Source organism: Actinopolyspora mortivallis (assembly GCF_003001495.1).
In the GTDB taxonomy this organism is placed as follows: domain Bacteria; phylum Actinomycetota; class Actinomycetes; order Mycobacteriales; family Pseudonocardiaceae; genus Actinopolyspora; species Actinopolyspora mortivallis_A.
In genome coordinates this window covers 199,600-217,223 of record NZ_PVSR01000004.1, presented here as the reverse complement: position 1 = coordinate 217,223, position 17,624 = coordinate 199,600, and the positions used below count along the sequence as shown (strand labels likewise).

Here is a 17,624-nt window from a genome sequence, read left to right as displayed (position 1 = left end):
GTCCGGGGCCGGGGGGTGTCGGCCCGACCGGGTGGCTGCTCCGGGCTCTCGTGCTGTGTGCCGTCTCGGTGGTGTCCGGCCTGCTGTGGTTGGCCGTCAAGCCGAGTCCGCCCTCGCCCTCCTCCCCCACGGCGGAGAGCTCCGGCGCGGAGGAGCCGGACACCGAGTACGAGTTCGAGCGCTACATGCTCGACGAGCCGTCGAGCTGCGCGAAGCACTCGACGATGAAGGTCGCGGAGTTCTTCGTGTCGAATCCCTGTTCACACGTCACCCGTGCCCTCTACACCACCCGTCTGCCGAACGGGGAGCGGGTGCTGACCTCGGTGGTGACCGTGTTGATGCCCGACGAGTCCTCGGCGACCGAACTGGAGGACCTGGTCACCAGGGACAACACGGGCAACATCCAGGACCTCGTCTCGGCGGGCCACGAGGTTCCCGAGGACTATCCCGATCTCACGCACGACTACGGCTACGCCTCGGAACAGCGGGACAGGCTCGTGGTCATCGGGGAGTCCTCGTACTTCCACCGCAGTGACCGGGACGACGGCAGGCTGAAGCACGTGACCACCGAAGCCCTGCTGCTGGGGCCGGACCAGGATCGCAATCCGGGCTGAGTGGCCGAGGACACCTTCGGTCCTCAACCCCCGGCGGCGCGTTCCCGAGCGGTCCCTCACTCCCTTCCGGGAAAGGGCGGGACACTCGGCCGTTCGCCGAGCTCGATCCGCCACTTCGTGGCCCGTCTGGCGGCGCCGGTGAGTCCCCGCAGGGCCAGTTCGCTCAGCTCCGTGCTCCGGGAGCGCTCCAACACGGCCACCCAGCCGACCGAGCAGTCCCGTTCCACCGCCAGCAACGCGTGTATCGCCGAGTTCCGGTCCCGCACCGGTGAGGGGGTGCGGTAGGCCGCTCGGGGAGCCGGTGGCGTGGCCCCCGCCGCGCGCAGCAGGGTGCGCGCACGGTCGCGGTGTTCGCGGTGGGAGGAGGCTCCCTCCTCCACGGCGGAGCCCGTTGCGGACTCCGGGACGAAGGCCCTCGCCAGGCCGTACACCCACACGGCGGCGTGTTCGGCGCCGAGAGCCCGTTCGAGGGCCCCGCTGCCGTCCTCACTCAGCTCGGTGGAACTCATCACACGACCTCCAGCAGGCTCGCGCAGGCCGCCGAGACGGAGCCCACCAGTCCCGCCTGGTGACCGGTGACCAGGGGAACCGTCTCCTCGGCCCTGCCCTGCGCCTCGCGCAGTGCGGAGCGCAGCCGCGTGCGCCCGGGCCTCGTGGACTCCGGGCCGGGGGAGGGAGGGGAGGTGGTCGACGGCGTGCCCGGATCGCCCCCCAGTCGTTCGATCTCCCGGCGCAGCGCCTTCGCGTGTTCGGCACGCACCCGGGCCACCAACTCGGCCTGCTCGGAGAGCTCGGCCTCCGCCGCCGTGGCCCGGGCGAGTCTCTCGTCCTCGGCGGCGTTGGCGGCCAGCGGCACGAGCGGATCCGGGCTCGGTGCGCCGGAGGCGGAACAGCCGAGCAGCACCGGAGCCCACGGAAGCAGGGCGGACAGACCCAGCAGTCGGCGTCTGTTCAGGGAAACGGAGCTGGACAGGGGGCCGCGAGGGATATCCACGACCTCCATCCTGCCAGGGTGCCCCGGAGCCCCCGTCACCGGCGATCCCGGGTCGGTGGGAGGGCTCGCCGCCGGGGAGGTCTCCTCCTCGCGATCGCGGGGCGCGTGCCGCGCTTTCCTCCGGGAGGACGCGATACCCTGGGGGACCACGGTTCCATCGGTGTACTCGGCCGTGGAGCTTCGCTCCCGCGAAGCGAGCGACGCCGGATTCGTGACGAGGATCCGGGACGTCGCCGTGCATCGGACAACTTCACCCGTCAGACGTTTTTGGAGTGCCAACGTGTCCAGCCCGCCGCGGGACGAAATAGTCGCGCACCTGAGGCCCACCGTGTCGCGGACCGTCGCCGAGGTGGGGTTCGATCTCGAAGAGCTCGACGTGCAGCAGTCCGGTCGTCGTCGTCAGCTCAGGGTGATCATCGACGCCGACGACGGGGTCGGACTCGACGACATCGCCAGGGTGAGCAGGGCTCTTTCCCAGGCGTTGGAGGAGTACGACCACGTGCTCGCCGGGCCCTACACCCTGGAGGTCACCTCTCCGGGAGTGGACCGTCCGCTGACGAGGTCGCGGCACTGGCATCGTGCGCGCAACAGGCTCGCGAGGATCCGACTGACCGACGGTGGCGAACTTCTCGGCAGGGTCGGCCCCGCCGAGGAGACGGGGGTGTGGGTTCTCGTCGACGGCCGGGTGCGGCGGTTGGTTTACGGTGACATCGAGCGCGCGGTGGTCGAGGTTGAGTTCCAGCAGCCACCGGCGGAAGAACTGGTCAAGCTCGATCGGGCTGCGGACGTCGCCGCCGAGGGCGACGGAAAAGACACGGAGGAGTCGAGGTGAACGTCGACATCGCCGCGCTGCGGGCGATCGAACGCGACAAGGACATCCCATTCGAGACGGTCCTTCAGGCCATCGAGTCGGCCCTGCTGACTGCCTATCGGCACACCGAGGGACACCAGCCGCACGCCAGGGTCGAGGTGGATCGCAGGACCGGCGTGGTGCGTGTGATCGCACACAGCCTCACCCCCGAGGGGGAGGTTGCCGAGGAGTGGGACGACACCCCGGAAGGGTTCGGCAGGATCGCGGCCACCACGGCACGCCAGGTCATTCTGCAGCGTCTCCGGGACGCCGAACACGAGAAGACCTTCGGTGAGTTCTCCACCAAGGAGGGGGAGATCCTCGGCGGCGTGATCCAACGCGACGCCAAGGCCAACTCGCGTGGTATGATCGTGGTGGAGGTCGGTGACAGCGAGGGTGTGATCCCGGCCGCCGAACAGGTTCCCGGGGAACGCTACGAGCACGGGACCAGGATCAAGTCCTACGTCGTGGGAGTTTCCCGGACCGTACGGGGTCCCCAGATCACGTTGTCCCGGACGCATCCGAACCTGGTCCGCAGGCTGTTCGCCCTGGAGGTCCCCGAGATCGCCGACGGAACGGTGGAGATCCCTTCCGTGGCCCGGGAGGCCGGGCACCGTTCGAAGATCGCGGTGCGTTCCACGGTCGAGGGTGTCAACGCCAAGGGAGCCTGCATCGGCCCCATGGGGGCCAGGGTGCGCAACGTGATGAACGAGCTGGGGCAGGAGAAGATCGACATCATCGACTTCTCCGAGGACCCCGCGACGTTCGTCGGTAACTCGTTGTCGCCGGCTAAGGTAGTCTCGGTGGAGGTCGTCGACGAGCGCGCGAAGACGGCGCGAGTGATCGTGCCGGACTTCCAGCTTTCGTTGGCGATCGGCAAAGAGGGACAGAACGCCCGACTGGCCGCGCGGCTGACCGGGTGGCGCATCGACATCCGGAGCGATGCGGATCCGAGCTCGCCCACGACCATGGCGGGGCATCCCGATGCCGAACCCCCCGGTGTCGAGGGTTTCGTCCCACCGATGGACGATCTTCCCACGGTGGGTTCGGCAGAGTGACAGCGGCAGGTTAGAATCACAGGTGGCTCAACGAGAGGGAGCGAGAATCCGTACACGATCAGCTGGTGCCCGTGGTGGAACTCACGAGCCGATTCGGACGTGTATCGGGTGTCGGACCCGAACGTGGGCCTCCGATCTGCTGCGAGTGGTGGCCGAGGACGGTTCCAGGGCCGTCCCCGATCCTCGGCGCAGGCGCCCGGGTCGAGGTGCCTGGTTGCACCCCGATCCCGCGTGCCTGCGTTCGGCCGAGCGGCGTCGGGCCTTTTCACGTGCTTTGCGTGTACAAGGACAACTCGACAGCAAAACAGTGCAGGCCTACGTGGAGCAGGTTGCTCACGAGCAAGCCGATGCGAGAGTTTCTCGTGCCAGGCAGTTGAAGGAAGCAGGTCGACCCGTCATGAATCAGCCGTGAAGCTGAAGCCATGAACGCGTACCGGCAGTAGGACGAGGTCGAGCGGGTCTGCCGCCCGACCTCACCAGACGAGGAGAGTAGTGGCAGGCAAGGCCCGCGTGCACGAGCTCGCCAAGGAGCTCGGCGTTACGAGCAAGGATGTACTGAACAAACTCGCCGACCAGGGCGAGTACGTGAAGTCCGCGTCGTCCACGGTGGAGGCGCCGGTGGCGCGCAGACTGCGGGACGCGTTCGCGAAGACGGACGCGTCGTCCAAGCAGAACTCGGGCAACGGCGGACCCTCCGGAAGCACGGGGACGAAGTCGGAGAGCGGCGCGGCGAAGCGGCAGGAGACGAGTGCCTCCTCCGGGTCCGCGGGTTCGGAGGGGCAGGGCGAGAAGCCCTCCTCGAGGGTCCCCAAGCCGGGACCGCGCCCCAAACCCGGACCTCCTCCGCAGACCCAGCAGCCGGCTGCGGAGCCCGCCGACGGAGCCGGAGAGTCCTCGGCCCCGGCCGCGGGTACCTCCTCGCCCTCGCAGGGCGGCTCCGGACAGGGCGAGCAGAAGTCCCGCAGGTCCGAGCAGGCTCCGGCGGCGAAGTCCGAGCAGCAGAGTGCTTCCGGTTCGGCCAAGACGGAGCGTTCGGTGCCCAAACCGGGACCGCGCAACGTTCCCAAGCCGGGACCGCGTCCGTCCAAGCAACAGCAGCAGTCCGGCGGTACCGACGGTGGCGAGGGCAGTGTCGTTCCGCCCAAGCCCCAGGCGCCGAAGCCGGGGCCGCGTTCCCCCCGTGTCGGCAACAACCCGTTCGGTGTGGGAGCCGGTTCGACCGCACAGCGCGGTTCCGGTGGTAAGCAGCAGGGCGGACAGGGCGGTCAGCGCCAGTCCGGACGTGGCCAGGGCGGTCAACGTCAGGACAAGGGCGGTCAGCGCCAGGACAAGCAGAGCGCCCAGCAGAGTGGCCAGCAGGGAACCGAGCAGCAGGCCCCCGCTGCCAAGTCCGGCCAGGGTCAGCGGCCGAATCCGGCCATGATGCCTCCCCGGCCGAACCCCGGAATGATGCCGTCGCGTGCTCCCAAGCAGGGCAGTGGTTCCGGAAGCGGCTCGGGCGGTGGCCGTGGTGGCCCCGGTGGCGGTCGCGGTGGTCCCGGTGGCGGCCGTGGTGGCCCGGGCGGTGCTCCCGGCGGCGGTCGCGGTGGTCCGGGCGGTGGCCGTGGTGGCCCCGGTGGCGGTCGCGGTGGTCCCGGTGGCGGCCGTGGTGGCCCGGGCGGTGCTCCCGGCGGCGGCGCTCCCCCGAGTGGTGGTTTCCGTGGCCGTCCCGGTGGTGGTCGCGGTGGCGCGGCCGGTGCCTTCGGCAAGCCGGGCGGTCCCTCCCGGCGCGGGCGCAAGTCGAAGCGCCAGAAGCGTCAGGAGTACATGGACAACATGCAGGCGCCCTCGGTGGGTGGGGTGCGTCTGCCTCGCGGCAACGGGGAGTCGCTGCGGCTGCGTCGTGGCGCCTCGCTGACCGACTTCGCCGAGAAGATCAACGCCAACCCGGCTTCGCTGGTGCAGGCCATGTTCCATCTCGGCGAGATGGTCACCGCCACCCAGTCCGTCTCCGACGAGGTGCTCGAACTCCTCGGCCAGGAGATGAACTACAAGATCGAGATGGTCAGTCCCGAGGACGAGGACCGGGAACTGCTGGAGTCCTTCGACCTCACCTTCGGGGACCCGGGCAGCAGCCCCGACCAGCTCGTCTCCCGCCCGCCGGTGGTCACCGTGATGGGCCACGTCGATCACGGTAAGACCCGTCTGCTGGACACCATCCGCAAGTCGAACGTCCAGGAGGGCGAGGCAGGCGGAATCACCCAGCACATCGGTGCCTACCAGGTGCAGACCGAGCTGGAGGGGGAGAAGCGCCCGATCACCTTCATCGACACCCCCGGTCACGAGGCCTTCACGGCCATGCGTGCCCGTGGGGCGAAGTCGACGGACATCGCCGTGCTGGTGGTGGCGGCCGACGACGGGGTCATGCCCCAGACGGTGGAGGCGATCAACCACGCGCAGGCGGCGAACGTGCCGATCGTGGTGGCGATCAACAAGATCGACGTGCCCGGCGCCAACCCGGACCGGATCAAGCAGCAGCTCACCGAGTACAGCCTGGTCGCCGAGGAGTACGGCGGCGAGACGATGTTCGTGGAGATCTCCGCGAAGCAGGGCGAGAACATCGAGGGGCTGCTGGAGGCGATCCTGCTGACCGCCGACGCCATGCTCGATCTGCGGGCGAACCCGGACATGCAGGCCCAGGGAGTCGCGATCGAGGCCCATCTCGACCGTGGTCGCGGCCCCGTGGCCTCCGTGCTGGTGCAGCGGGGAACGTTGCGCATCGGGGACTCGGTCGTGGCCGGTGGCTCGCACGGCCGGGTGCGTCGGATGATCAACGAGTACGACCAGGACGTCACCGAGGCGAAGCCCTCCCAGCCGGTGCAGGTGGTCGGTTTCACCTCGGTGCCGGGTGCCGGTGACACCTTCCTCAAGGTCGACGAGGACCGGGTGGCCCGTCAGATCGCCGATCGTCGCGCCGCCAGGGCGCGGGAGGCGCAGAACGCGGCCAAGCGCAAGCGGGTCAGCCTCGAGGACCTGGACAAGGTGTTGCAGGAGACCAACCAGCTCAACCTGATCATCAAGGGTGACAACTCCGGTACCGTCGAGGCGCTGGAGGAGTCCCTGAACAAGATCGAGGTGGGCGACGAGGTCGAGCTGCGGGTGATCCACCGGGGTGTCGGCGGGATCAACGAGAGCGACATCAACCTGGCGACCGCCGAGAACACCATCGTGCTCGGTTTCAACGTTCGTGCCGAGGGCAAGGCCGCCGAGGTGGCCAACCGCGAGGGTGTGGAGATCCGGTACTACTCGGTCATCTACCGCGCCATCGAGGACATCGAGCAGGCCCTCAAGGGCATGCTCAAGCCCGAGTACGAGGAGGTCCAGCTCGGCAGGGCCGAGGTCCGCGAGGTGTTCAAGTCCTCGAAGGTGGGCGTTATCGCCGGTTGCATGGTGCGCAGCGGGATCGTGCGGCGCAACGCCAAGGCCCGTCTGCTGCGCGACAGCGTCGTGATGGCCGACAACCTGACGGTGAACTCCCTCAAGCGGTACAAGGACGACGCCACCGAGGTGCGGGAAGGCTTCGAGTGCGGTCTGACCTTGGGGTCCTACTCGGACATCAAGGAGGACGACGTGGTCGAGGTCTACGAGATGCAGGAGAAGCCGCGGGTCTGAGCGGCTGTGCGGGGCGGGGTCGGTTGTCGACGGCCCCGCCCCCACACTCGTCGACACTGTGCTGTTCGCTGATGTATGTCGGTACTCTCGAACTGGACGTGCTGTTCGGTGACGTCCGTTCGCTGAAGCAGAAGCGTGCGTTGGTCCGTCCGCTGGTCTCCGAACTGAGACGACGTTTCGAGGTGGCCGTCGCCGAGGTCGGTGGGCGGGATCTCTACCGTCGTGCGGTGGTGGGGGTCTCCGCCGTGTCCGGCGAAGCCGGACAGGTTCGTGAGATCCTGGAGGCCTGCGAGCGCACCGTCGCCGGCTACCCCGAGCTGGAGCTGCTTTCGGCTCGACACCGCCTGTTCGGTCCCGAGGACTGAGCTTGTTCGGTGGTGCGGTGGTGTGCTCTGCTTCCGCGGTGAGGCGAGTCCGTTCCGGCGGGTTCGCGTGGATTTCGGGTGACGAGGACGAGTGTCTCCGTCCGTCAGAGTGGCGGAGCGACAGAGGAGGTGCGCCGTGGCTGATACGGCGCGCGCCCGCAGGCTTGCCAAGCGCATCGCGCAGATCGTGGCGTCCGGGTTGGAGTACGAGGTCAAGGACCCACGGCTGGCCATGGTGACGATCACCGACGCGCGGCTCACGGCGGACCTGCGGGACGCGACGGTTTACTACACCGTTTTCGGTGATGACGCCGACGAGGCCGCCACGGCGGCCGCGTTGGACAGCGCGACGGGGGTGCTGCGTTCCCGGGTGGGAAGGCAGACCGGTGTGCGGTTCACCCCCACGCTGACTTTCGTCGCCGATTCGGTGCCCGCCAACGCCCGTCGGCTGGACGAGGCCCTGGCCAGGGCCAAGGAGGCCGACGCGGAAGTGGCGCGGCTGGCTTCCGGGGCCGCTCCCGCCGGGGAGGCCGATCCGTACCGGAAGCGGGACGAGTCCGTCGAGGCGGACGGTGTTTCCGGGGCAGGCGAGGACGAGCGGGACGGCGAGGCCTGAGGAATCCTCCTCCCGCCTGCGGAGGTGGGTTCCTCGCTGCCGGAACGGTTCGTTGCCGGCCCGACCCGGGCGGACCGTTCCGGGTGGTTCCGTGGGGAAGCCCGCCTGGTGGGGGAGGGTGGAGCCCCATCGTTCTCAGCCGCGTCGGCGTTCGCGGAAGGCGGCCACGTGGACCCGGTTCGCGCAGCGTGTGGAGCAGAACCTCTTGTTCCGTCCGGTCGAGGTGTCCAGGAAGTAGGAGCCGCAGTTCGGTGCCTGGCACCGTCCCCAACGGTCGGTGCCGTGCAGCACGATCCCCTGCGCCATCCCCCAGGCCGCCGCGGCGGCGATCTCGGTGCTCGGCGGCTGTTCGGGGTCGGCGACGTGGATGTGCCAACCGGGGTCGTGCCCGTGCCCGTGCCGGGACAGGCTCGGCCGGGGCGGGTAGTCGCGCAACAGACTGTTGACCTCGGTTGAGAGGCTGTCGGTTTCTCCCTCGGTCGCGGATTCGAGTGCCCGGCGAAGACGGGTAGCCACGTCCCGCAGCAGTTCCAGGTCCCGCCCGGTGAGTCGGGAGGACCACCACGGCTCGTCGCGCAGTTCGGCGCGCAGGCTCTCCAGGTCATCCGTGCGTGCGTTCGCGAGACGCAGCGCACTTTCGATGTAATCGGCATTGTCCATGTGAGCCCCTTACTATACCCTCCCTGTCAGGGGACAAATCCGCATGAGCAGCTTACAGGAGGTCGGGTGTCCGAGACCGCCGAACGTGTTCCGGTGCGGCGACTGCTCGCGCTCGCGATACCGGCGTTGGGAGTGTTGGCCGCCGAACCGCTGTACGTGCTGGTGGACACGGCGGTGGTGGGACACCTGGGGGCCGTTCCCCTGGCCGGACTCGCTCTGGGGGGAACGCTGTTCACCGTCGTTTCCAGCCAGCTGACCTTCCTCTCCTACGGAACCACGGCGCGGGCAGCCCGACTGCACGGCGCCGGGCGACGTGCCGACGCGCTCGCGGAAGGAGTCCAGGCGAGCTGGTTGGGAGCGGGGGTCGGCGTGGTGATCCTGCTGCTCGCGCAGGTGCTCGCCGCTCCCGTGGTGGGGTTGATGACCGGCGGGGGCGCGATAGCCGAAGCCGCCGTGGGCTGGCTGCGCATCGCTCTGATCGGCGCGCCGATGGTGCTGATCAGCCTGGCCGGGCACGGGTGGATGCGGGGAGTGCAGGACACGGTCCGCCCCCTGCGTTACGTGCTTGCGGGCAACGGTGTCTCGCTGGTGCTGTGCCCGGTGCTGGTCTACCCGGTCGGCTGGGGGCTGGAGGGCTCGGCGGTGGCCAACGTGGCCGGGCAGACCGTGGCGGCCACGTTGTTCGTGCGCGCCCTGCTCGTGGAGGCAGGGGCGCGACGTCCGGACACGGAGGTGATGCGTGCGCAACTGGTGCTGGGCAGGGATCTGATCCTGCGCACCCTCGCCTTCCAGGCCTGTTTCCTGTCCGCCACCTCGGTGGCGGCACGAACCGGTGCGGACACCGCCGCCGCCCACCAGGTGGTCTGGCAGCTGTGGACCTTCCTGGCCCTGGTTTTGGACTCGCTGGCCATCGCCGCCCAGTCCTTGGTGGGGGCTGCTCTGGGCAGGGAGTCGGCCCGGGAGGCCAGGGCCATCGGCAGACAGGTGAGCTGGTACGGACTGGGTTTCGGGATCGTGCTGGGAGTGCTGTTCGCGGCACTGTCCGGCTTGCTTCCGCACGCCTTCACCAACGATCCAGCCGTATTGGCCGAGATCCCCTACGCCTGGTGGTTCTTCGTGGGGTTGCAACCCGTCGCGGGGGTGGTGTTCGCCCTCGACGGCGTGCTGCTCGGAGCCGGGGACGCCGCCTATCTGCGTACCGCGACCATGCTCAGCGCGGCGTTGGGGTACCTGCCGCTCATCTGGCTCTCGTTGGTGTCCGGGTGGGGACTGGCCGGCATCTGGACCGGGCTGAGCCTGTTCATGTTCGGCAGGCTGCTCACCCTGCTGCTGCGGGCCCGCTCCGGACGCTGGGCGGTTGTCGGGGCCACCCGTACGAGCGAGCCGAGCTCGACCCACTCCTGAAACCGCGTGGACGGAGCCCCACCGGCTGCGGGAACACCGCTCGCGGCGGGCCACCCGACTCCTCCCGCCGCGTTCAGCCCGCCTTCCAGAACCAGTCGGTGGCGCGGACCTCCTTCAACGCGGAGCGGCGCCGCTCGGGATCCAGGCGTTGCAGGTAGACGATCCCGTCCAGGTGGTCGGTCTCGTGCTGGAGACACCGGGCCATCAGTCCCGAGCCGGAGACGGTGACCGGCTCGTTGCGCAGATCCACTCCGCGCACCACGGCGTGCTCCGCCCGGGGGGTGGGAAAGCTCAGGCCGGGTACCGACAGGCAGCCCTCCTCGCCGTGTTGTTCCCCGGAGGTCTCCACCAGTTCGGGGTTGAGCACGTAGCCGGTCCGCCCGTCGACGTTGTAGCTGAAAGCCCGCAGGCTCACCCCGATCTGCGGGGCGGCCACCCCGGCCCTGCCGGGCTCGGCCACGGTGTCCAGCAGATCGGAGACCAACGCGGTGAGTCTGTCGTCGAACACCGTGACGGGCTCCGCCGCCGTGCGCAGTACCGGGTCACCGAAGCGTCGGATCGGCCTGATCGCCACCGTCGAACCTCCTGCTCGTCACGACGCACCACCGTAGCGAGACCCGGCGGCCGGTCCTCCGTCGGGGCGGGCACGGCCGGTTCCGGAGGATTCCAGGGGATCGGGGATGATGGGGAGCCGTGTCGCGACAGAGTCGGAAATCCACGCAGCGGACAGCACCGGCCGGTTTGCTGGTCATGGACAAGCCCGCCGGGATGACCTCGCACGACGTCGTCGCCCGGGTTCGTCGCATCATGGGAACACGCAGAGTGGGGCACGCGGGAACCCTGGACCCGATGGCCACCGGGGTGCTGGTGCTGGGGCTGGAGCGAGCCACCAAGCTGCTCGGTCATCTCGCCCTGGACACCAAGGCGTACCTGGCGACCATCCGCCTGGGTTCGGCCACCGACACCGACGACGCCGAGGGGGAGCCGTTGTGGTCGGCCGACCCCTCGGGGGTCTCCGAGGGGGACGTCACGGGGGCCATGTCCGGTCTGACCGGGGAGATCGAGCAGGTGCCCAGCGCGGTCAGCGCGGTGAAGGTCAACGGAAAACGCGCCTACGAACTGGCGCGGCGGGGTGAGCGGGTCGAGCTGGAGCCCCGTCCGGTGACGGTGTCGCGGTTCGACCTGCTCGGGCTGCACCGCGCGGAGGAACGGGTCGACCTGGACGTGATGGTGGAGTGCTCCTCCGGAACCTACGTGCGTGCCCTGGCCCGTGATCTGGGGAGTTCGCTCGGAGTGGGGGGACATCTCGCCCGGCTGCGCCGCACCCGCGTGGGTCCGTTCGGCGTGGCCTCCGTGCGGACCCTGGAGGAGTTGGAGGAGAGCCCGGGACTGTCCATGGACCTGGACCAGGCGGTGGCCGCGGCCTTTCCCCGGGTGGACGTCGACGCGGAGACCGCACGGGCCGTCTCCCACGGCCAGACCGTTGCCGGGGCCGGTCTCGCCGGGACCTACGGGGTCTTCGCTCCGGACGGTGGGGTCGTCGCCCTGATGCGGCAACAGGGGAGGGGCGCCAGGCCCGTTCTCGTGCTGCGTCCGGCCGGGTGAGTTCCACGTCGTAGCCGGCTTCCGTCGATCCGCCCCGATCCTCGTGATCGACGTGCTAGGGTCCGCGTCCGGTACGTGGACCGTCCCGGAGGATCGTCGTTTGTTCACCGTACGTGTCGAAGGTTTGGGGCACTCCTATCGGGGACGTCGGGCGCTGGAGAGCGTCGACACGGCCCTGCCGGTGGGGGTGACGGCGTTGTTGGGGCCGAACGGGGCGGGTAAGAGCACGCTGCTGGGGGTGTTGTCCGGGATGCTGACCCCACAGCGGGGAAGGGTCGAGTTGAACGGGCTGGATCCGGTGCGGGATCGGCGGCGTTACCGGGAGTCGTTGGGGTTTCTGCCGCAGCGGTTCACCGCTCCGGGGCATCTGAGTGTGGCGGAGTTCGTGACGGTGTCGGCGTGGTGGCGCCGGGTGCCTCGTGCGGAGCGGAAGGAGGCCGTGCGGTGGGCGTTGGAGGCCACCGGTCTGGGGGAGCGTGCCCGGAGCAGGGTGGGGCAGCTTTCCGGGGGGATGGTGCGGCGTGTGGGGATCGCCCAGGCGTTGGTCAACGCGCCTCCGGTGCTGTTGTTGGACGAGCCCACGGTGGGGTTGGACCCGCGTCAGCGCAACGCGCTGCGCGGGGTGATCACCGAGCTGGGGCGGGAACGCACGGTGCTGTTGAGCACGCATCTGACCGAGGACGTGGCCGCGGTGGCCGACCGGGTGGTGGTGCTGGACGAGGGGCGGGTGTCAACCGAGTCCACCTTGGCTGACCTGACGGGGAAGGCGGATCCCACCGCTTCCGACCTGGACGAGGTGTACGAGCGACTGCTGGGGGTGGGTCAGCCGGCATGAGTGTGCTGTGGATCTCGCTGCGCCGTAGTGGTGCGGTGTGGGCGGCGTTGCCGGTGTTGGTGTTCACCTGGGCGGTGGCGCGGGACCGGCCGGGGTTGTGGAACGGGGACTGGTCGATGGCCTCGGGGCATGTGAGTGCTTCGGTGCTGTGGCCGGTGGCGTTGGTGGCGGCGGTGGCCGCCTGGGACACCTCGCGGATGCGCCGCCTCGGTGCCGAGACGGTGGAACGCAGCCATCCCCGGTCGGGGATGGCCTACCTGCTGCTGGCCGGGCTGCCCGCCCTGGTGCTGGCGCTGCTGTGCTCGGCGGTGCTGCTGGGGACGGTGGCGCTGTCGATGCGGGGTGGTGGACAGCCGCTGTGGACGTATCTGGCGGTGGCCGCGACGGTCTTCGTCGCGGGCGTGGCGGTGGGCGTGGCCGGCGGGTACGTGCTGCCGCGGTACCTGGCGGCTCCCGCCGTGGGCATCGGGCTGTGGCTGGTGCTGGCCTACGGCTCGATCAGCGACAACAAGTACGTGCGGGCGCTGGTGGTGCGGGACATCCAGTGCTGTGACGTCTCCCGGGAACCGTTGCTGGTGACCCTGGTCGGGCAGTGGTTGTGGCTGGTGGCGGTGGTGCTCGGGTGCGCGGCGGTGTTGTGCTGGCGCAGGCCCCGACTGGCCGTCCGGGTGGGTCTGCTGGGGCTGGTGGTGCTGCTCGGCTCGGGCAAGTTCTTCACCGAGGGACACTTCCAGCTCACCACGATGCGCCAGCCCGCCGAGGGCGTGTGCCGCCACAGTCCCGGCGGGGCGCGGGTGTGCATGTGGCCGGCCCACAGCGCCGACCTGGACCGCTGGATCCGGGTGGTCGACGACTACCGGAGCCGGTTCCCCGAACTGGACCCGGCCGACAGCTACGTCGAGAAAGGGCTGGACTGGTCCGGCGGCTCGGCCCGGATCAGCGCCGTCGAACCCGGCACCTCGGACACGAAACTGCTGGAGCAGTTGGCCGTGCAGACGGTGAGCCGTCCCCCGGAGTGCGCCCGCTCCTCGCCGGCCGAGGCCACCGCCTCCGGGCAGCACCAGACCGTCAGCTACCGCCGCTACCCGGGTATGGGAGCTCGTGCGCTGCTGCGGGCCTGGATACTCCACCGGCTGCATCCCGAGGTGACCGTGGACCGACTCGATCCCCCACCCGACCGGGTGCGGGAGGTCGAACGCCTCCTGGAGGCCCCCGCCGCCCCACGACGGGAGTGGGTACGCCGGGCGGTGCCGGCCGTCAACGACTGCACCACCCCGATGCCGGAGCTGCCCGCATGAGCCCGTTCTGGCTGCTGCTGCGCGCCCACCACTGGCCGCTGTACCTGCTGGGGTGCGCGGGGACCGCGCTGGTCCACACACTGTTCGGGGCCGAACGGCTGCCCGTGCCCGTGCCCAACGTCGGCTCGCTCGACGTGCCGCTGGGGCTGTTCAGTCCGCTGCTGCTGGCCTGCCTGCTGGTGCTGCACCTGCGCCCGCCCACCCGACTGTGGGACACCGCACCCCGCGCCCACGGAGTGATCCGGCTCGGACTGCTGGGCACGGCCATCCTGCCAGCCGCGCTGGCCTGCCTGCCCCTGTGGACGCACAGCCCGCAGCTGGCCCTGAGCGCACTGCGCAACCTGGCCGGGCTCACCGGCATCGCTCTTGCCACCGCCACGGTCGCCGGAGCCACCCGCGGCTGGATGAGCGCCTTCCCCTACGTGCTGCTCGTCCTGCTGCTGGGCACCCACGGCCACAGCACCACGGGCGGCTACGCCGACCACCCCTGGTGGGCCTTCCCGCTCGAACCCGCCGGTGACGTGGCCGCGGTGGCGCTGGTCGTGCTGGTGTTCGGGGCCGCCACCGTGAGCTACGCCCTCCGTGGGGCCCGTCCCGAGTGGTGATCCCCGGGAGCCTCTCCGCGACACGCCGAGGTCGCGGCGCCGCGACGCGCACCGGTCGATACAGTGGGAACCCGTGCAGCGTTGGCGTGGCTTGGAACAGCTTCCGGGTGGATGGGGCAGGTGCGTGGTCACCATCGGTGTCTTCGACGGGGTGCACCGTGGGCACCAGCGGTTGATCAGCCAGGCCGTGCGGCGGGCCAGACAGCGGGAGCTGCCCTGCGTGGTGGTCACCTTCGACCCGCATCCCGCTGAGGTGGTGCGTCCGGGAAGTCACCCCGCTCAGCTGACCACCCTGCAACGCAAGGCGGAACTCGTCGAGGAACTCGGGGTGGACGTGTTCTGCGTGCTGCCGTTCACTCCCGAGCTGTCCAAGATGCCCCCGGACGAGTTCGCCCACGAGATCCTCGTGGAGCGGCTGCACGCTGCGGTGGTCGTGGTCGGTGAGAACTTCACCTTCGGGCACAAGGCGGCCGGAAACATCGACTCGTTGCACACTCTGGGGCAGCGTTTCGGGTTCGAGACCGAGTCGGCGGATCTGCTGGGAGGCCACACCGACGGGCTCGACCGGGAGGAGTCCCCGGTCACCTTCTCCTCCACGTTCATCCGTTCCTGTGTGCACGCCGGGGACGTGGGCGCGGCGGCCGTGGCCCTGGGGCGGTACCACCGCCTGGAGGGGATCGTGGTGCGCGGCGTGGGCCGGGGAGGCCGGGAGCTCGGTTTCCCCACGGCCAACCTGTCCATGCCGGAGTTCGCCGCCGTTCCGGCCGACGGTGTCTACGCCTGCTGGTTCACCCACCGGCAGCGTGGGGCCGGCCAGCCGGAGAGCACCCTGCCCGCGGCGGTCTCGGTGGGGAGCAACCCGACCTTCTCGGGGACCGAGCGTACGGTCGAGGCCTTCGTGCTGGACGTGGACCGTGACTTCTACGGGGAGTACGTGGAGCTGGACTTCGTGCGCAGGCTGCGCGGCATGGTGCGTTTCGACTCCGCCGAGGAGCTGATCGAGCGGATGCGGGCGGACGTGGCCGAGACCCGTGCCTGCCTGCTGGGCTGAGCACTCCGCTGCGCCGTCCGGGGCGTGCGCACCGCCGCTTCCCGGTGCCTCCCGCGTATGTCAAGCCGTTATGAACGTTTTTTCGTGTTTCGGACCTCCCGGTGCGACCGGGCTGGCACGATGCGAGACCCGAGGGTTCTGATTCGACACGGCATCCGGGGGAGCCAAGGTGCAGGAAAGGGAGATCGTCCAGCGGAACCTGGCCTTACAGCGTCAGTGGTACGGGGAACCGTTGGGCGATCGGGTACGGCGGCTGATCGTCGCCTACCGGACGTCGCAGACCCAGCTCGCCGAGGTGCTGGGGATCAGTCCGCCCATGCTCAGCCAGGTGATGAGCGGCAGACGAGCCAAGATCGGAAACCCCTCGGTGGTGGCCAGGCTGGTCATGTTGGAGCGGAAGGTGTTCACCCCGGGGGTGCTGGCCGGGGATCCCGAGGCCGTCGAACAGGCGTTGCGGGACGTGAAGGGCTCCCGCCCCGCCCTCGGCAGAGACAGCGTTCCCGTGGAGCACCGGGCCGAGGACGAGGAGACGGCCTGGCCGGTCCTGCGCAGTGTGGCTCGACCCGAGGAGCTGGAACACGTGGCCGAGCTGCTCGACGAGCACCACCCCGCTCTGGCCGGGCTGCTCCGCAGGGCGGCACACGCCGACGGCGCCTCCCCGTGATCCACCGGCCCTTCCCCGTCCCCGGCGCGTGCCGTTCCCGGGACTTCCCCACCCGTTCCCCGGGGTCCGGTACCGAGTGGTATACGGGGCTCATGCGTGTGTTCACCGCCTTGTGGCCTTCGGAGGCCGCTGTCCGGGACCTGTCGGAGGTCCTGGACGAGCAGCGGGCCGCCTGGTCCGCGCTGTCCGGTGAGCTGCGTGGTTTCCGGTTCGTCTCCGCCGGTCAGTGGCACCTGACGCTGTGTTTCCACGGCGACGGGGCCGACCCCGACGAGGTGGCCGAAAAGCTGCGTACCGGTGTGGCCGCACTGCGGGAGAACGACTCGGAGTTCACCGTTCCGGAATTGAGGCTGGCGGGAGCCGGAACGTTCCGGGGTGTGCTCTGGACAGGGGTCGTCCCCGGTGGTGAGCCCGAGACGCGGGACCGAAGGGACCGTCTGCTGCGCGCACTGGCCCGGACGGCCGGGGCCGACCCTCGGCGCTTCCGGCCGCACGTTACGGTCGCCCGATGGGCGCGGGGTACACTTGACCCCAGCCGGATTCCCCACCGGCTGACCGAGTACACGGGGCCGGTCTGGTCCGCCGGAGAACTCGCCGTGGTCGCCAGTGAACGCGGGCGGGGCGGGGTGCGGTACCGGACGGTACACCGGATTCCGCTGCTTCCGTCGTGACACGCCGTGCGGGTGTCCCGCTCGTGGCGGGCCCTGCTGTTATGCTCGGTGGCAAGCCTCGGCTGCGGTCCGTGGTGGCCGGGGATCAACCCGACGGGTGATTGTCGACGTGAACAGTCCGACTGTCAGCCTGACGGTGACGATACGTAATTCGATGTCGTGTTTCGGCGGCATCGACGACACGGGACGCGAACAAGGAGATTCACTCGTGGCGCTGTCCACTGCCCAGAAGCAGCAGATCCTGACCGAGTACGGGTTGCACGAGAAGGACACCGGCTCGGCCGAGGCGCAGGTGGCCCTGTTGACCCACCGGATCTCGGGGTTGACCGAGCACCTCAAACAGCACAAGCACGACCACCACTCCCGACGTGGTCTGCTGTTGATGGTCGGTCGGCGTCGTCGGATGCTCAACTATCTGACGCGGACCGACATCGAGCGCTACCGCTCGCTGATTCAGCGACTGGGACTGCGCCGCTGACAGCTGCCGAGGGGAGTGGCCGCGAGCCACTCCCCTTGCTGTATGGCACGGGCCTCCGCGAGGGAGTCTCCCGGACGGCACAACCAGGCAAGTGAGACGGGCTGCCGACACACAGAGTCCACACCGCTGCTCAGCAGGGGCCTTCGCCGGTCCTCGGTAGTGGCCGCAGGGGGACGCGGTTCCCCTGGGCTTCGATCGATGACCG

Annotated in this window: 20 protein-coding genes; 16 read left to right on the top strand and 4 right to left on the bottom strand. The window is 69.8% G+C overall.

What is annotated here, in order from left to right:
* Window positions 1-614: hypothetical protein (locus CEP50_RS05950; RefSeq protein WP_106112934.1), on the top strand; the 614-nt coding region annotated here is incomplete at its 5' end.
* A gap of 56 nt (window positions 615-670) precedes the next feature.
* Here CEP50_RS05950 and CEP50_RS05945 read toward each other — a convergent pair.
* Both CEP50_RS05945 and CEP50_RS05940 read right to left on the bottom strand, forming a co-directional pair.
* The gene (locus tag CEP50_RS05945; RefSeq protein WP_106112897.1) at window positions 671-1,123 is read right to left on the bottom strand and encodes a ferritin-like domain-containing protein; all 453 of its coding nucleotides are present in this window, start codon (window positions 1,121-1,123) and stop codon (window positions 671-673) included.
* A complete protein-coding gene (locus CEP50_RS05940; RefSeq protein WP_106112896.1) occupies window positions 1,123-1,617 on the bottom strand; it encodes a hypothetical protein in 495 nt (164 codons plus the stop codon). The genes CEP50_RS05945 and CEP50_RS05940 overlap by 1 nt, the downstream gene beginning before the upstream one ends.
* Window positions 1,618-1,888: 271 nt before the next feature.
* Between CEP50_RS05940 and rimP the strand changes: the two genes are divergently transcribed.
* The 6 genes from rimP (at window position 1,889) to rbfA (ending at window position 8,148) form a co-directional block, all read left to right on the top strand.
* The gene (rimP, locus tag CEP50_RS05935; RefSeq protein WP_106112933.1) at window positions 1,889-2,440 is read left to right on the top strand and encodes a ribosome maturation factor RimP; all 552 of its coding nucleotides are present in this window, start codon (window positions 1,889-1,891) and stop codon (window positions 2,438-2,440) included.
* On the top strand, window positions 2,437-3,516 hold the full coding sequence (nusA, locus tag CEP50_RS05930; RefSeq protein ID WP_106112895.1) for a transcription termination factor NusA: 1,080 nt from the start codon (window positions 2,437-2,439) through the stop codon (window positions 3,514-3,516). The genes rimP and nusA overlap by 4 nt, the downstream gene beginning before the upstream one ends.
* Window positions 3,401-3,928, top strand: a complete 528-nt coding sequence (locus tag CEP50_RS05925) for a YlxR family protein (protein WP_308729364.1) — start codon at window positions 3,401-3,403, stop codon at window positions 3,926-3,928. Before nusA ends, CEP50_RS05925 begins: the two co-directional genes overlap by 116 nt.
* 80 nt (window positions 3,929-4,008) lie before the next feature.
* Window positions 4,009-7,167 (top strand): translation initiation factor IF-2, encoded by a 3,159-nt coding sequence (gene infB / locus CEP50_RS05920; protein WP_106112893.1) that lies wholly within the window; start codon window positions 4,009-4,011, stop codon window positions 7,165-7,167.
* Window positions 7,168-7,238: 71 nt separating this feature from the next.
* The gene (locus tag CEP50_RS05915) at window positions 7,239-7,532 is read left to right on the top strand and encodes a DUF503 domain-containing protein (protein ID WP_106112892.1); all 294 of its coding nucleotides are present in this window, start codon (window positions 7,239-7,241) and stop codon (window positions 7,530-7,532) included.
* Window positions 7,533-7,668: 136 nt separating this feature from the next.
* Window positions 7,669-8,148, top strand: a complete 480-nt coding sequence (gene rbfA, locus CEP50_RS05910; protein ID WP_106112891.1) for a 30S ribosome-binding factor RbfA — start codon at window positions 7,669-7,671, stop codon at window positions 8,146-8,148.
* Window positions 8,149-8,283: 135 nt separating this feature from the next.
* On the opposite strand, the gene CEP50_RS05905 is transcribed toward rbfA, so the two are convergent.
* Window positions 8,284-8,808, bottom strand: coding sequence for a CGNR zinc finger domain-containing protein (locus tag CEP50_RS05905; RefSeq protein ID WP_106112890.1), 525 nt, complete (start codon window positions 8,806-8,808; stop codon window positions 8,284-8,286).
* Window positions 8,809-8,874: 66 nt separating this feature from the next.
* Here CEP50_RS05905 and CEP50_RS05900 point away from each other — a divergent pair, with 66 nt between their 5' ends.
* Window positions 8,875-10,212, top strand: coding sequence for an MATE family efflux transporter (locus tag CEP50_RS05900; RefSeq protein ID WP_019854784.1), 1,338 nt, complete (start codon window positions 8,875-8,877; stop codon window positions 10,210-10,212).
* Window positions 10,213-10,285: 73 nt separating this feature from the next.
* On the opposite strand, the gene def is transcribed toward CEP50_RS05900, so the two are convergent.
* Window positions 10,286-10,786 (bottom strand): peptide deformylase, encoded by a 501-nt coding sequence (gene def, locus CEP50_RS05895; RefSeq protein WP_106112889.1) that lies wholly within the window; start codon window positions 10,784-10,786, stop codon window positions 10,286-10,288.
* A 119-nt stretch (window positions 10,787-10,905) separates the two neighbouring features.
* On the opposite strand from def, the gene truB reads away from it, so the two are divergent.
* The 8 genes from truB (at window position 10,906) to rpsO (ending at window position 17,419) form a co-directional block, all read left to right on the top strand.
* Entirely contained in the window at window positions 10,906-11,817 is a 912-nt protein-coding gene (truB, locus tag CEP50_RS05890; RefSeq protein ID WP_106112888.1) for a tRNA pseudouridine(55) synthase TruB, read from the top strand.
* A 100-nt stretch (window positions 11,818-11,917) separates the two neighbouring features.
* Complete coding sequence (locus CEP50_RS05885) at window positions 11,918-12,652, top strand: ATP-binding cassette domain-containing protein (RefSeq protein WP_258174887.1); 735 nt, start codon at window positions 11,918-11,920, stop codon at window positions 12,650-12,652.
* Complete coding sequence (locus tag CEP50_RS05880) at window positions 12,649-13,950, top strand: hypothetical protein (protein WP_106112887.1); 1,302 nt, start codon at window positions 12,649-12,651, stop codon at window positions 13,948-13,950. The genes CEP50_RS05885 and CEP50_RS05880 overlap by 4 nt, the downstream gene beginning before the upstream one ends.
* Window positions 13,947-14,555 carry a hypothetical protein gene (locus tag CEP50_RS05875; RefSeq protein ID WP_106112886.1) on the top strand — a complete coding sequence of 203 codons (609 nt, stop codon included), beginning with the start codon at window positions 13,947-13,949 and terminating at the stop codon, window positions 14,553-14,555. The genes CEP50_RS05880 and CEP50_RS05875 overlap by 4 nt, the downstream gene beginning before the upstream one ends.
* A 73-nt stretch (window positions 14,556-14,628) precedes the next feature.
* Window positions 14,629-15,606: a bifunctional riboflavin kinase/FAD synthetase gene (locus tag CEP50_RS05870; protein WP_106112885.1), complete on the top strand. Its 978-nt coding sequence runs from the start codon at window positions 14,629-14,631 to the stop codon at window positions 15,604-15,606.
* Between the two features lie 169 nt (window positions 15,607-15,775).
* Window positions 15,776-16,270 carry a helix-turn-helix domain-containing protein gene (locus CEP50_RS05865; RefSeq protein ID WP_106112884.1) on the top strand — a complete coding sequence of 165 codons (495 nt, stop codon included), beginning with the start codon at window positions 15,776-15,778 and terminating at the stop codon, window positions 16,268-16,270.
* Between the two features lie 92 nt (window positions 16,271-16,362).
* Window positions 16,363-16,941, top strand: coding sequence for an RNA 2',3'-cyclic phosphodiesterase (gene thpR, locus CEP50_RS05860; protein ID WP_106112883.1), 579 nt, complete (start codon window positions 16,363-16,365; stop codon window positions 16,939-16,941).
* A gap of 208 nt (window positions 16,942-17,149) precedes the next feature.
* Window positions 17,150-17,419: a 30S ribosomal protein S15 gene (gene rpsO / locus CEP50_RS05855; RefSeq protein ID WP_026449110.1), complete on the top strand. Its 270-nt coding sequence runs from the start codon at window positions 17,150-17,152 to the stop codon at window positions 17,417-17,419.
* The last annotated feature ends 205 nt before the right edge of the window (window positions 17,420-17,624 follow it).